General features: G+C 50.3%; 17 protein-coding genes, 1 pseudogene and 2 riboswitches. Of the genes and pseudogenes, 12 read left to right on the forward strand and 6 right to left on the reverse strand.

Annotation, left to right across the window (positions count from 1 at the left end; genetic code table 11):
* Window positions 1-238: 238 nt before the first annotated feature.
* From KNO71_RS10925 to KNO71_RS10935, 3 genes are all read left to right on the forward strand, one after another.
* The gene (locus KNO71_RS10925) at window positions 239-694 is read left to right on the forward strand and encodes a JAB domain-containing protein (RefSeq protein WP_214684191.1); all 456 of its coding nucleotides are present in this window, start codon (window positions 239-241) and stop codon (window positions 692-694) included.
* Window positions 695-1,075: 381 nt separating this feature from the next.
* Window positions 1,076-1,291 (forward strand): hypothetical protein, encoded by a 216-nt coding sequence (locus KNO71_RS10930; protein WP_214684192.1) that lies wholly within the window; start codon window positions 1,076-1,078, stop codon window positions 1,289-1,291.
* A 136-nt stretch (window positions 1,292-1,427) separates the two neighbouring features.
* Window positions 1,428-1,802, forward strand: a complete 375-nt coding sequence (locus KNO71_RS10935; protein WP_214684193.1) for a hypothetical protein — start codon at window positions 1,428-1,430, stop codon at window positions 1,800-1,802.
* A 222-nt stretch (window positions 1,803-2,024) separates the two neighbouring features.
* Here KNO71_RS10935 and KNO71_RS10940 read toward each other — a convergent pair whose 3' ends face one another.
* The 4 genes from KNO71_RS10940 to KNO71_RS10955 form a co-directional block, all read right to left on the reverse strand.
* Window positions 2,025-2,270, reverse strand: a complete 246-nt coding sequence (locus KNO71_RS10940) for a hypothetical protein (protein WP_214688680.1) — start codon at window positions 2,268-2,270, stop codon at window positions 2,025-2,027.
* A 142-nt stretch (window positions 2,271-2,412) separates the two neighbouring features.
* Window positions 2,413-2,829 carry a DM13 domain-containing protein gene (locus KNO71_RS10945; protein WP_251024845.1) on the reverse strand — a complete coding sequence of 139 codons (417 nt, stop codon included), beginning with the start codon at window positions 2,827-2,829 and terminating at the stop codon, window positions 2,413-2,415.
* A 209-nt stretch (window positions 2,830-3,038) separates the two neighbouring features.
* Window positions 3,039-3,563: a peptide-methionine (S)-S-oxide reductase MsrA gene (msrA, locus tag KNO71_RS10950; RefSeq protein WP_214684195.1), complete on the reverse strand. Its 525-nt coding sequence runs from the start codon at window positions 3,561-3,563 to the stop codon at window positions 3,039-3,041.
* A gap of 67 nt (window positions 3,564-3,630) precedes the next feature.
* A riboswitch (SAM riboswitch) is annotated at window positions 3,631-3,730 on the reverse strand.
* Window positions 3,731-3,774: 44 nt separating this feature from the next.
* On the reverse strand, window positions 3,775-3,936 hold the full coding sequence (locus KNO71_RS10955) for a hypothetical protein (protein ID WP_168169845.1): 162 nt from the start codon (window positions 3,934-3,936) through the stop codon (window positions 3,775-3,777).
* A gap of 113 nt (window positions 3,937-4,049) precedes the next feature.
* Here KNO71_RS10955 and KNO71_RS10960 point away from each other — a divergent pair, with 113 nt between their 5' ends.
* Both KNO71_RS10960 and rlmN read left to right on the forward strand, forming a co-directional pair.
* Entirely contained in the window at window positions 4,050-5,456 is a 1,407-nt protein-coding gene (locus KNO71_RS10960) for an amidase family protein (protein ID WP_251025613.1), read from the forward strand.
* A 65-nt stretch (window positions 5,457-5,521) separates the two neighbouring features.
* The gene (gene rlmN / locus KNO71_RS10965; RefSeq protein WP_214688682.1) at window positions 5,522-6,583 is read left to right on the forward strand and encodes a dual-specificity RNA methyltransferase RlmN; all 1,062 of its coding nucleotides are present in this window, start codon (window positions 5,522-5,524) and stop codon (window positions 6,581-6,583) included.
* Window positions 6,584-6,620: 37 nt separating this feature from the next.
* Here rlmN and KNO71_RS10970 read toward each other — a convergent pair whose 3' ends face one another.
* On the reverse strand, window positions 6,621-7,172 hold the full coding sequence (locus KNO71_RS10970; protein ID WP_251024844.1) for a class I SAM-dependent methyltransferase: 552 nt from the start codon (window positions 7,170-7,172) through the stop codon (window positions 6,621-6,623).
* Window positions 7,173-7,363: 191 nt separating this feature from the next.
* Here KNO71_RS10970 and KNO71_RS10975 point away from each other — a divergent pair, with 191 nt between their 5' ends.
* The 7 genes and pseudogenes from KNO71_RS10975 to KNO71_RS11005 all read left to right on the forward strand — a co-directional run bounded on the left by KNO71_RS10975 (window position 7,364) and on the right by KNO71_RS11005 (window position 13,290).
* Window positions 7,364-8,245: an SMP-30/gluconolactonase/LRE family protein gene (locus KNO71_RS10975; RefSeq protein WP_214688683.1), complete on the forward strand. Its 882-nt coding sequence runs from the start codon at window positions 7,364-7,366 to the stop codon at window positions 8,243-8,245.
* 12 nt (window positions 8,246-8,257) lie between these two features.
* Window positions 8,258-8,524 carry a hypothetical protein gene (locus KNO71_RS10980; protein WP_078146973.1) on the forward strand — a complete coding sequence of 89 codons (267 nt, stop codon included), beginning with the start codon at window positions 8,258-8,260 and terminating at the stop codon, window positions 8,522-8,524.
* 112 nt (window positions 8,525-8,636) lie between these two features.
* Window positions 8,637-9,836, forward strand: a pseudogene (locus KNO71_RS10985) (GTP-binding protein).
* Between the two features lie 59 nt (window positions 9,837-9,895).
* Window positions 9,896-9,996, forward strand: a riboswitch (TPP riboswitch).
* An 83-nt stretch (window positions 9,997-10,079) separates the two neighbouring features.
* Window positions 10,080-10,670 (forward strand): YkoF family thiamine/hydroxymethylpyrimidine-binding protein, encoded by a 591-nt coding sequence (locus tag KNO71_RS10990; protein ID WP_012726388.1) that lies wholly within the window; start codon window positions 10,080-10,082, stop codon window positions 10,668-10,670.
* On the forward strand, window positions 10,663-11,238 hold the full coding sequence (locus KNO71_RS10995; protein WP_012726387.1) for an ECF transporter S component: 576 nt from the start codon (window positions 10,663-10,665) through the stop codon (window positions 11,236-11,238). The genes KNO71_RS10990 and KNO71_RS10995 overlap by 8 nt, the downstream gene beginning before the upstream one ends.
* Window positions 11,204-12,574, forward strand: a complete 1,371-nt coding sequence (locus KNO71_RS17790; RefSeq protein WP_270812234.1) for an ABC transporter ATP-binding protein — start codon at window positions 11,204-11,206, stop codon at window positions 12,572-12,574. The genes KNO71_RS10995 and KNO71_RS17790 overlap by 35 nt, the downstream gene beginning before the upstream one ends.
* Window positions 12,556-13,290 (forward strand): energy-coupling factor transporter transmembrane component T family protein, encoded by a 735-nt coding sequence (locus tag KNO71_RS11005; RefSeq protein WP_214684202.1) that lies wholly within the window; start codon window positions 12,556-12,558, stop codon window positions 13,288-13,290. The genes KNO71_RS17790 and KNO71_RS11005 overlap by 19 nt, the downstream gene beginning before the upstream one ends.
* Before the next feature lie 9 nt (window positions 13,291-13,299).
* On the opposite strand, the gene KNO71_RS11010 is transcribed toward KNO71_RS11005, so the two are convergent.
* On the reverse strand, window positions 13,300-13,887 hold the full coding sequence (locus KNO71_RS11010; RefSeq protein WP_012726384.1) for a DUF1643 domain-containing protein: 588 nt from the start codon (window positions 13,885-13,887) through the stop codon (window positions 13,300-13,302).
* Between the last annotated feature and the right edge of the window lie 8 nt (window positions 13,888-13,895).

The raw sequence follows: 13,895 nt of genomic DNA on the forward strand, positions 1-13,895 counted from the left end.
GACGTCAAAAAAATGACGCGCCCTCCGGCCCGTCTTCCTTCGCTTTAGGCTCAAAGCGAGGCTTTTCGCTCGTTGGCTACGGAAGCCTGGACTTATGTGCGCTCTACGCATTTTTTTGAGGCTCTCCCTGCGGTCGCCCTTGCACCGTCTCCCGACGCTCGCTTCGTTTCCGTCAACAGGACGCACAACGGTGTTCGTTCTGAGGACAGCTTTTCTATCTGAAAGGGGACAAACCATCATGGAACTATCCGCCATCATCGAGGTCATCCGTATCAAACAAGAGGTTCGCGAGGAAATGGTCGCCCTCGAGCACGCCATCATCCACTCGCCGGACAATGCTCGGCAAATCGGGGCATCGTTCATCGGTGACGATGACCGTGAAGTGTTCCTCGTCATCATGCTCAACACGAAGAACCGGGTCATCGGTGTCCATCGGGCGCATGTCGGGAGCGTCAATTCGAGTGTCGTCCACCCACGGGAAATCTTCAAATGCGCCATCTTGAACAATGCCTCGTGCATCATCGCCTGTCACCAACATCCGAGCGGGGACCCGACCCCGAGCCGGGAGGACATCCTCGTCTCCGAACGGTTACATGAAGCAGGCGACCTCATCGGCATCCCGGTGCTCGAACATCTCATCCTCGGTGCGGACGAGTCGTACGTCAGCATGAAACAGCGAGGTTACATGGGTTAAATGGAATGGAGTGGGGCCGGGGGACCGGTCCCGGTCCGTCCGGTAAGGGCAAGGACGAAAAACGTACGTTTTTCTATGTCGGGATGGGCGACTCGCGGTGCTCTCGCCTGGATCCATAGAGCGGGATCCGGAAAAGGGTCGTTTTCGTATGACGAAAATGGAGTGGTTCGTATGAGGATATGGGACCATGTTTTGGTCTGTCTCGTAAGAAGATTGTTTGATGAAATGTCAGGAGTGAAAACACAGTTTGTTTATTGAAAACGAGCATGTTTTCTAAACAAGCCCTAGGGCTTGTTTGAAACAACACCAGGGCTTACGTGAAATATCCTGAGATGTTGCTTACGTGGATGCGAGGTATCATGAGGCTATCAACAGGAGAGGATGATTCAGGAGGACAGCTACCAACTAGATCAACAGACGATGGACGAGATGACGGAGGTATTACTTCGACGCCTTCCTGACCGGCTCCAAGAAGATTTTGAGGACTTAAAACTTGTGAGCATGGATATTCTTTGTGATGTGAAGGAAGGAGAAAGCTTGACCCACCTCACCGTCTTTTTCAATACCAATATGATTCGACGGAATCGTCGTACATAAGAAAAAGGGATGATTGTATACATGTATCTGTGTATACAATTTTTAAAAGTCTTCATTTCTGTAGCTTCATGAACAAAGACTGAATTGGCTCTGGACAGGGAATCGTTCTATAGAGAACCGGAAGGGGGGAGACGTAATGGACGAGGGGCTGCTTGATGACTATGCGTTCGGGAGATTGGATCCGTTCGTCCGGACCGTGTTCTCAGAACTGATGGAACATCCTGAGTGGATGCGTGTCGTCGACAGGGCACATTGCGTTGAGAAGGTCGTCCGGTTCGATGAAGGGCGGAACTCGCCTTACTTCCGCGTGGTGATTTATCTGGATGCAGAAGAGCGTCCGGTCAAGATAATGTATCTATACGGGACATGGGTGGTGGCGGATGGGGACGTCAGTTTCGTCGTCTCAGAGCTATCCAAGGGTGTAGAAGTGATGCATGTCCATTGGCTCATCAAGTATCGTTTCGAGGATTGGGGAGTCTCTGAAGACGGAGCATGGGAGAAGGAATGGTAATCCGGGCTCATGCGTGAGCGTCTAACGCTTCTTGGCGAAGTGGCTCATCGCAACGCTCCCCCTTAAAAACCATCATTCCACTTTCATAAAGACAAGTGATGATTCAGCCCTGATAATATCTTCTGCATACCTCACTTTAGGAGTACTCGAATAGGGTTACTTTTAGAACGGATGTAAATAGCTCTTTCAAAGCCTCCAATGGGAAAGACGGTGGATATGTCATCACTGTTTCAACTTGGATTGTCTGTTCCGCCACATCATCGACGTCATAAACGCTGTCCATCCACCGAGTACTAGGATATAAATTCCTAAAAATAATACGAATGCCCCATAGTCTTCGAGTTCCTCAAATGGATTCTGAATGATCATCGGTTCAAATCGTATGCCGACCATCATCAATGGAATGAAGAATAGAAAGAAACGTTTCCAAAAATAGTGTTTGTAAGTTTGTGGCACAGGCTGCTCCATAATCGTACCTCCTCAATTGAATTACACTTATTTACATATATGATAGCATGTTCTCATTTGAGGTTGGATGAGAAATCATTCTTTTTAAGCCGATTTCAAATGAAAAGAGGGTGGCCGATTCATTCAGCCACCCTCAAGTCTGTTATTCACTTGAACCAGTCAGTTCTCCCGTCCCGAACGTCGCGCTGAACGCACGGCACCAGATGACGACGGTGTTGTACTCTTCTAGATTCACATCCTTAGGGATCAAATAGTTTTGATTGCCGATGTTTCCTTTTAAGGCCCCTAGACTGACGCCTTCGGTCGTCTCCTGTCCTGGTTTCGTCAAATAGACGAATAAATCAGGACCGTTTGTCGTCTCAAATTCTTCAAATCGGAGGTACGTCCCGTCTTCTGCCTCGACCGAGCGGATTGTGCCGGTCGTCTTATAGTTTTTCTCCCCGTCCATGAACACACCCGCTACTTCGGTTGGACTCGGTTGTGCTTCCGGTGTCTCGGACGTCTCTTGATCTGATTCCTCTTCCTCTGGAGCTGGTGATTCGACTGCTGTCGACTGCAATCCTTCATCGACCGTCCCGGTTAAGAATAGTGGGGAGATGAGCCATCAGGCAACAGCGATTACGGCTACGCCAATCACACCGATGATGAGTTTCGTACTTGTTTTCATATATGAGTCCTCCTTTTCGGTTGTATGAACCGTTATTTCCCGTTTCCCGATTAATGTGCTAATTAAAAGACGCGAATGCTAACATTCGCGTCTGATGACCGTTATACGGTTTCCGTCCAGTTTTCCTCGATGAACTCGTCGCGTCCCGAGATGGCCCGGTCTTCCTTATAATGCTTCGGATTCTTTTTATGATAATCCTGATGGTAGTCTTCTGCAGCGAAGAACGTCGTCGCCGGAATGATTTTCGTGACGATCGGAGCCGAGAAGCGACCACTTGCTGCCAACACATCGCGACTCGCCTCAGCCGCGATATGTTGTTCTTCCGTGTGATAGAAGATGGCTGGGGCATACTGAGGTCCCCGGTCTTGGAATTGACCACCATCGTCCGTCGGGTCTGTCTGAATCCAATACAGCTCAAGAAGACGTTCATACGAGAATAATGCTGGATCATATGTGATTTGAACGACCTCGAGGTGCCCCGTTGTCCCGGTTTTCACTTGTTCATACGTCGGATTGTCGACCTGTCCGCCCATATAGCCGGATACGATGCCTTCAATCCCTGGTAATTCTTCAAATGGTGTCACCATGCACCAAAAACAGCCGCCTGCGAATGTTGCTTTTTCCATACTGTCGTTCCCTCCAAATCGTCATTCAACAAAAAAGCGCTCACGTCGGATGACATGAGCGCTTTCGTCATATCGTCCAAGGTTTCCCTTGCTGGTCGTAGCACCTTGCCTAAGGCAGGTTGCTGTGAAGTCGCGGAGCCAGATCTCTCGTTCACTCTTGATATCGATATGTAGTTGGTGAGAGCATCATACCACCCTCAAAATACATTCGTCAATGATTCGGTTTTCGTTTCAACTGAAAAACCGTCAAGACGATGATGAATCCAATCAACCCGATGGAAATGAGCGTACCATACGGCACATTCTCCCCATATAGCTGTAAGAAAAATAGACCGAATACGGCAAGTAACACAAAGACATAGGAGCGAGTCATTGGGACCTCCTGTTTTTTCTTAAGTGTATCAAGAACACATCGACTTGGCGATACGAAAAGGAAATCAGACGTAGAGCACGAATAAAGGGGGAGAGGTAAAGGAGGAATGCTTGATGGAACAAATCCAATTACATGAACTGACGATTGAACGTGCGCATCGTGGGTATAAAGAAGGACAATTCACGGCGAGAGACGTGACCGCCTACTATTTAGGACGGATTGCGACGTATAATGAACGACTTCACGCCGTCATTCAAGTCAATCCGGACGCGCTGTTCGAGGCAGAGGCAGCAGACCGGGCGTACCGAAAAGGGGTACGCAAACCGCTACTCGGCATCCCCGTCTTGATCAAGGACAATATCGAGACTACCGGTCTGATGCGAACGACTGCAGGTGCTACCGCGATGCGACATCATTTCGCCGGTCGAGATGCCGAACTCGTCAAACGGTTACGGGCTGATGGCGCCATCATCCTCGGGAAGGCGAACTTGTCTGAGTGGGCGAACTTTTTAACAGAAAATATGCCGAACGGCTGGAGTGCCGTCGGTGGACAGACGATGAACCCATACGGCGACGGGTTGGATGTCGGTGGGTCAAGCTCAGGGTCGGCTTCGGCGGTCGCGGCAAACCTTACACTTCTCGCAGTCGGATCTGAGACGAGCGGTTCCATCGTCCATCCGAGTGTCCATAACAGCATCGTCGGGATTAAGCCGACCGTCGGATTGATCAGTCGCTCCGGAATCATCCCGATCTCACGTTCTCAAGATACGGCGGGACCGATGGCGCGTACGCTTCGTGATGCGGTCATCGCCTTACAATCGATGTGCGGTGAGGATGAATCAGACCCGGCGACGTGGGAAACTCCAGTCGGACCGCCTTATGTGACATGTCTCGATGTGAGGCAAGCGGTCGGGATGCGTGTCGGATTTATCAAGCCAAATATTTCAGACGAAGAAGTCGGATTGTATGAGGGGGCGCTCCGATTGCTACGGCAAGCCGAGGTCGAACTCGTCGAGGTCACGCTTCCGAAGCATGCGGCACTAGAACAGGCGGACATCCTGTTCGACGAATTCAAGCTCGGGGTCGAGGCGTATCTTGCCAATACGACCGTGCCGTTTAAAACGCTATCCGACCTGATCGAGTGGAACGCGGAACATCCTGAATCGATTCCGCACGGCCAGACCATCTTTGAAGAAGCGAACGCCAAATCTGGAAAACTGACTGAAGCGAACTATCTCGATCGTCGCATCGAGGACGTCCGTCTCGCGAAAACGGAAGGGATTGACACATTGCTTGCGTCACATAAACTGGACGCACTCGTCCTGCCGCATGACATGAACTACGACATGGCTGCAAAAGCAGGTCATCCGACGATTACAATCCCATATCATTTGAAAAAGAGCGGTGCCCCATTCGGACTCTCGTTCACGGGGACGAGCTATGCGGAGCGTGATTTAATCCGAGTCGCTTATGCGTTCGAACAGTTCGTCACACGACCGACGCCTCCAGATTATTCGTAAGTTGCACCCGTCTCTCACGTCCGCTACAATGGTACGTATGCGGATTAGAGAAAGGACAGATTACAATGAAATCATCTATATACGGGTTGACGTTCGATCAACTCACAAACGAGTGTACGGAAGCGGGATACGGTGCCTTCCACGCACGTCAAGTTTGGGACTCGCTCTACATCGACCGGGTCAAATCGATGGACGACCTCAACGTACGTGATGAGGTGCGTGATTACTTAACAGAGAAATATGTCATCTCAACACAAAAACTGTTCGTCAAACAAGAAGCGGGCGACGGGACGGTCAAATTCTTACTTAAATTACATGACGGGCACTACATCGAGACGGTGCTCATGCGTCACAAATACGGACGTTCGGTCTGTGTGACGACTCAGGTCGGTTGTAACATCGGCTGTAGCTTCTGTGCGAGCGGCTTGTTGAAAAAGACGCGTGACTTGAAGGCGGGTGAGGTCGTCGAGCAGATCATGACCGTCCAACACTTCCTCGATGAAGAGGGTGAAGGGGACCGCGTCAGCCATATCGTCGTTATGGGAATCGGTGAACCGTTCGATAACTTCGAGAACTTGGTCGACTTCTTGCGTGTCGTCAAAGATGAGCGTGGACTTGCGATCGCCCCACGTAAAATCAACGTGTCGACAAGTGGTCTCGCGGATAAGATCTACAAGTTTGCGGACCTTGATCTACGCATCAACTTGGCGCTCTCTCTACATGCGCCAAACGATGAATTACGTACACGCATCATGAAAATCAACCGGGCGTTCCCGCTTGATAAACTCATGCCGTCGATTCGCTATTACGTCGAGAAGACGAACAAACGAATCACCTTCGAGTATATCCTGCTCTCGAAAGTGAACGATTTGCCGGAACATGCGGAAGAACTCGCTGACTTGATTGAAGACATCAAAGACAAGTCGTACGTCAACTTGATTCCATATAACCCGGTCAACGAGCACATCCAATATGAGCGAAGCACGCCTGAAGACATCATGGCGTTCTACGACATCTTGAAAAAGCGTGGCGTCAACACTGGTGTCCGTCTTGAGCACGGGACAGACATTGATGCGGCATGTGGACAACTCCGCAGTAAGCATATGAACGTCGAAGGCGCGAAGTAAACAAATGGCCTCTCCGAATCTCGGGGAGGCCATTTGTTTATCGTTTTTGCCCGACGTATTGAATCACAGCGGATTCGCCGTGATGGAGCGTGCCTTCTTCTCGCCAGACGACCGTCTCATGTAAGACGAGCGGTACGAAATCGTCCCCTAGTTGGTGGAACATCTCTTCGGTGTAAAGGAATGAGGCGTCGTTTGGTCCACCTGTCCCGTAAGCGAGTTGATGTGTAGCGTAGACTTCACTCAGGAACAAACCACCAGGTCGAAGCGTTTGTTGAATACCCGTAAACACCTTTTCTCTGACGTGTGGAGGAAAGTGGCCAAAGATACAGATGACCATGTCATACGCCTTGTTTGGCCAATCGGCTTCATTCAAGTCGATCTGTTTCGTCTGAATGGACACGTTTCGTGACGTCGCCAAGCGTTTCGCTTTGTCGATCCCTGCTATAGAAACGTCCCATATCTCGACTTCAAAGCCGAGCGTGGCGAGCCACACCGCGTTTCGCGCCCTCCGCGATGGCCAATACACGTTTTCTTTCAGGTTGATGAGACGTGACCCATTCGCGTAAAAATTCGTTTGGCTCTGTCCCATACACATACTCTTCCGAACTAAATCGTTCATCCCATTTCGACAAGCCATTCACTCCCTCGCTACGTTTCTTTCACTATAGCAAAACGAACAGACGACGGTGAAAATCCATCACGATTTTCTGGATTCATGCATAGTCCCGATGCGAGAGGGGAATAGATTTCTGAACTAATGGATAGAGTGGAGGCTAAGTGATGGAGAAAGTAGATGCGTCGTTGTGGATTCGTGTACGAAATACGCTTGGTGAAGGTCCGTGTTGGGATGCTGAGTTAAAGCGGTTTTATTGGGTAGATATCGAAGATCATACATTGTGGTGGTATGATGAACGTGAGGATGAAATCTCGTCGTTTGAAGTCAGGAAACAAGTCGGTTTCGTTATTCCAAAAGTGACGGATGGCGTTGTCCTCGGCTTGAAGGATGGCATTTATGAATGGGATGAGATCAATCGGGACTTGAAGAAGATTGTCGAGTTGGATGATCCGGACGGTCAATTGCGGTTCAATGACGGAAAAGCCGATCCATACGGTCGAATTTTCGCCGGAACACTTCATCTCGAAGACAAAGAGAATCAAGCGACATTGTATCGTGTCGATCGGGATGGTACGACGACGACACTTATGGATGAGCTCACACTTTCGAACGGGTTGACGTGGTCTCCTGACCATTCCGTTTTTTATCATATCGATACACCGACTGAAACGATTCGCCAATATGATTTCGATTTGAAGGCGGGTACGTTATCAAATGGAAAGGTCGTCATCGATTTCGCGGACGAGGATGGCTTCCCAGACGGTATGACATCAGATACGGAAGGATATTTATGGATTGCGCATTACGCCGGAAGCAAAGTATCTCGCTGGAATCCATCAACCGGTGAAAAGCTGTTAGAAGTTCACGTTCCTGCACCGAATGTCACATCCTGCGCCTTCATCGGGGATGGGCTCAATCGATTGGCCATCACGACGGCTCGTGAGGGGATGGATGAGGAAGCGTTAGCCGAATATCCGGATGCTGGATCGGTATTTATCATCGATACAGAGGTGAAAGGGATGCCGCTTTATCGCTTTGGGCGTTGAGGAGGACATGCAATGGTGAAACGACTGTTAGTTCGAGCGGGTATTGGGTTGGCAGTTGCGGCAGCGGTCAAGATGGGAATTCAAAAGTTGCAAGAAAATCGAGCGCGGGAAGAAGATCATTCTTATCTCGACCCGAAATGGGACGAGGTGCCGAGTGTCGATTCTGACAAGGACGTGGATGAGGTCGGGTTGACGCAACTCGACTCCATCTATCGGGCGGAGTGGCAAGCGAACGCCTATCCCCGCTCGGAAGCAGAACGAAAAGCGTTGGAAGAATAAAAGCATGTTTTTCAAAACACGTCCGTGTGGCGTGTTTTTTTTGTTGACAAATCGAATCAGTCGTTACAGTATATAAAAAGTAATGATTACGATTTAAAGGAGGTTCATCAATATGAAACGAATTCCAATTACCGTACTCTCGGGTTATCTTGGTAGCGGAAAGACGACACTGCTCAACCACATCTTACATAACCGGGAAGATAAAAAATATGCGGTCATCGTGAACGATATGAGCGAGTTGAACATCGATGAGAAATTGATTGAACAGGGTGGTTTCTCCCGTACCGATGAAAAATTAGTCGAACTCTCGAACGGGTGCATCTGTTGTACCCTACGTGAGGATTTGCTGACAGCGGTCTATGAGTTGACAAACGATCGTGACCTCGATGGCATCATCATCGAGTCTTCTGGGATTTCAGAACCGATTCCCGTTGCGCAGACGTTCACGTATGCCGATGATGCGCTCGGAATCGATTTGACGAGCCGTGTCTATATCGATGCGATGGTCACTGTCGTCGATGCGTACCGCTTCTTCAAAGATTTCAATTCTGGTGAATCGCTCATGGAACGTCAACAAGCCGTCGATACAGGTGACGTACGTGAAGTCGTCGACCTACTCGTCGATCAAGTCGAATTTGCGGATATCATCGTGTTGAATAAGGCAGACCGGGTGTCTGGAGCGGAACTGCAGGAGATGAAGGGGCTACTTAAGACACTCAACCCGAGCGCGCGATTATAGACTTCAACATACTCCGACGTAGCGTTAGACGATCTACTCGACGTCCAGTTGTTCGATTTCGATCAGGCGATGCGTGCGGCGGGATGGATTCAAGAACTTGAGGCAGAAGAACATACGCCGGAAACGGAGGAGTATGGCATCAGCTCGTTCGTCTACCGTCGTCGTCGACCGTTCCACCCTGAGCGCTTGATGAATTGGATGGAGCACTATCCTGAAGAAATCGTCCGTGCCAAAGGCTTCTTGTGGATCGCGTCACGGAACGACCTTGCCTGTCTCTTCTCCCAGGCCGGATACGCATCGACGCTCGAACATGCCGGTCGTTGGTTAGCGACCCTTCCCGAGAGTGAACGAGAGGCCATGTTCGTCTCAGAACCTGAGCTGCGTGAAGATTACATCGAGCCGTACGGAGACCGACAGAACGAATTGGTCCTTATCGGTCAACGGATGGACCGGGAGGCGGTCGAGCAATCACTTGACGCCTGCTTGTTGACGGATGAGGAGATGGTAGCGGAGTGGGATTCGTTCCATGACCCACTTCCTGGTACTGGCCAACTCGTCACCTATTCAGATTGACCGTTTACAAACTGACGAAACATCGCTATACTGTGACTGCATAAGTAACCGCATATCAATGACTGCACTAGGGGTGCTTCGGCTGAGATGTGAGCATGGCTCCGATCCCTTATAACTCGATCCAGGTAATACTGGCGTGAGGAAGTGCGGCACTTTCTCTATGCAAGTTTGTATAGATTTTGTTGCTGCATTCTCATGAATGCGGCTTTTTTTTATGCAAACACATATAGAGGGGGAGACAAGATGAATGAATCATGTGGCACGAGTCCGATTGTCGGATTTCGCTTCACGCTTAGCCCGATGACAGATGACTTTGTCGGGACGATCAAAGGGGCATTGAAAGGAACGAATATGACGGGTGTGTGGCGACATACGGATGACGTGTCGACCGTGATCCGAGGTCGCGCCGAGCACGTGTTCGACGTCGCACGGACCGTCTTAAGCCTGGCTTCGGAGGAAGGACGCCATGTCTCGATGAGCGGAACCTTCTCTGTCGGATGTCCGGGAGATTCGGCAGGGGATGAGGTGCTCGAGGCACCACCACAACCACTGAATGGAATTTCAAGAGAACAGTATGTCTCGTCACAGTTCGCGCTTTATCCGATGGGGGCGGAGAACTATATGGATCTCATCTATGATGAAATCGAGCAAGCGAAACAGGCGGGTGTCTATAATGACTCCATGCACTACGCGTCAGGCATTCATGGGAACTTGGATGATGTGTTCTCGTATTACGAGTCGGCGTTCAACCGGACACGCGAGAAGAATCGACACGTCGTCATGACGGTGACGTTCAGTGTGAACAGTCCGTCACATGGAGGACAACATGCTTAAATCGTGGAAATTGAAAGAGGTCGTCCTCGTCTCCGTATTGTCTGTCGTCTTTGCCGTCGTCTACTTATTGTTTGTTCATATCGGGAACTTATGGGCAGGGTTGATTGGACCGATCGCCTATGAATGGATCTTCGGTATCTGGTTCATCGTGTCAATCATCTCGGCGTATATCATTCGGAAGCCGGGTGCGGCCTTCATCTCGGAGGTGATGGCAGCGACGATTGAAATGTTGATTGGGAATGCGATCGGACCGCGCATCATCTTGGTCGGTATCGTCCAAGGTCTTGGGGCGGAAGCAGTCTTTGCGATGACAGGTTATCGTCGATACGAGCTTTGGGTTCTCATGCTTGCTGGATTTGGCTCGGCCGTCACGAGTTTCGTGTACACTTACTTCATGAGCGGATTTGCGATGCTCGAACCGGGATATGTAGCGACGATGTTCGGGCTGCGGGCGGTCAGTGGCATGGTCATCGCAGGAATCGGTGGGAAGTTGCTCAGTGACCTGTTGCTCAAGACGGGGTCGCTTCGTGGCTATGCGATTGCTCGGAGTGGGAACGTCCATGGTTGAGACAGGATCGCTTTCATTCCGATTCCCCGAAAGTCTGGACACCATCTTAAAAGATGTGACACTATCCATAAAACCTGGACGCACGATTTTGACAGGAGCGAGCGGAAGCGGGAAGTCGACCCTGCTCGCGCTGTTCAACCGTCTCTATCCAGAGAATTGTGATGGGATCCTGGAAGGCAAACTCGAACTACTGGGACGCTCACACGACGACTACGCACCAGGCGAGATCAATCAGCGGGTCGGGACGGTATTCCAAGACCCGGACACGCAGTTCGTGATGGAACGGGTGGAAGAGGAACTCGTCTTCACACTCGAAAATTTGCAGACGCCGGTCGAGGTCATCGATCAGCGCGTGACGGAGATTCTCGAGTCACTCCAACTGACCGATTACCGAAATCGTCACATCGATTCCTTGTCAGGAGGGGAGAAACAGCGGATCGCCGTCGCTTGCGCCATGGTCGGACAACCGGAATGGTTGCTTCTCGATGAGCCGTTGACACACCTTGACCCAGTGACCGCGAATCGATTCGTCGACTGGCTCGATCACTTGGACAACGTGAACGTCATCGTTGTCGAACATCGCGCGCACTTGTGGGGAGACTTTTTTGATTGGCACATCGAACTCGATCAAGGACGGATTGTACGGAACGAGCCGTTTCAACCGGTCGATGATTTTTCATTCACACGATCGTCATTACCACGACAAGCAGTCGAACACTATGTGGTCGACGAGGTGGAGCGTGACACATTTCGATTAAAAGGAGTGACCCTAACAGCTCGTATCGGGGAAGTGATTGCCATATTAGGACCAAATGGGAGTGGAAAGTCGACGTTATTACGAAGTTTGACGGAGTCTGACCGTCGGGTCGGACTCGTCCCTCAATCTCCGGAACACTTATTTTTCATGAACTCGGTCGAGCAAGAGCTACAGTTTGGTCATGAGGAATCGATCGATAACGTACTAGAGGAGCTATCCCTCGAGGATAAACGAGTCCTCCATCCACTGTCGCTCAGTCACGGTCAGAAGCGACGACTCGCCGTCGGGATTCAGTTACTATCTAACAAACAGTTGCTTGCCTTCGATGAACCGACGGCTGGCCAAGATGAACCGTCACTCCATGCACTAGAGATTTTGATGAAGCGGCATGCGGCAAAGGGACAGACGATCTTGTTCGTGACCCATGACTTATCGTTCGCCAATATCGCCCATACGTTCTATTTGATGAAGGACGGGGAACTCTCAGGACCATTCGGAGATGAGCTCTGGCAGGACACGGAGAGACTTCGTCATTATCGACTCACGGGAGGTCGAAAGCGATGTCACTCCATGATATGAATCCGACGATCAAGTTTGTGACGATGACGATCATCATGTTCGGTCTTGCCTTGTTTTATAACCCGTGGACCCCGCTCGTCATCATCGTCGGTACGTTGACGATTCAATTGCTGGCGACGGACGTGTCCTGGAAGAAGTGGAGCCTGTTTTTGATTCCTTTTCTCGTCACGGCGCTCGGGACGTTTTGGACGACGCTCGTGTTTGGGAAGGAGCTCGGGGGAGAGACGTGGGTGACGCTTCTCGGTCAAGGCATTTCAAAAGAAGAGGCACGTATCGCCATGTCTCTTAGTCTACGTGTGTTGGCATTCACCGTACTGTCGCTCCTCTTTATGTTGACGACCGATTCGAAACGTTTCGTCATGAGTTTGATGCAACAGGCAAGGCTTTCTCCGACGATTGCCTATAGTGCGCTCGTCGGATTCCGCTTCCTTCCGTTAATGCAACGGGAGATGCATCAGCTACAATACGCGCATCGTCTTCGCGGCGTTCCGCTCGATACGAAATGGGAACGGATTCGACATGTACCGAAACTCCTTCTCCCGCTGTTGGCAGGTTCGATCCGACGTGCGGAACGGGTCGCCTTCTCTATGGAGGCGAGGGGGTTCACGAGTGGGAAACGGACCGTCTATGAGCGGATTGACGTCAAACCGTCCGATTACATATGGTCCGGTATATTCTTCACACTGTTCGGTCTTTCCATTTGGATTGGCATATGAAAAGACGACTCACGGAGAGTCGTCTTTTTTCGTTTCTTTCACGATGCGAAACTTCGGTTTGACCGATTCGTTGTTGAACGCCTCGAGAACGGTATTCTCGTTTGCCATTCGAATCTGTTGTGGCTCGCCTTTTGCTGTCGTACCGATGCAATACATGTTCGCTTCATAATCCGCAAAGAGCGATTTGTAAGATGTCGCGTGGTGCATCAAGCGACCTGGAGACCCCCAACCGACGATGATCATCCCGCCGCTTGCTTCTACCTCTTGTAACGTCTCTTCGACGTAATGGTAGTTCGTCTCATCGAGTTGAGACTCCACGTATGGAAGGTTGTCATTGATGGCGAGTGTCGGGACGAGACTGATGACCCGCATTTCTCGAATCGGTTGTGACAAATGATTTTGCATCAACATATAAGCACGCTGTGTCGTCGTGCCAGACAAAAAGGCATCGCTCATCCGCGGCGAGTAAATAATGACGGCGCAGATGACGCCATCCTCCACATCGGTGAACTCATACGTTCGCATATAGCGTTTCGTTTTATCTTCATTGAAGATTGATTTGACGCGGATGGTTACTTCTTCTACATGCGTGTTCATTTCCATTC

Source organism: Exiguobacterium sp. s163 (genome assembly GCF_018617135.1).
Classification (GTDB): domain Bacteria; phylum Bacillota; class Bacilli; order Exiguobacteriales; family Exiguobacteriaceae; genus Exiguobacterium; species Exiguobacterium profundum.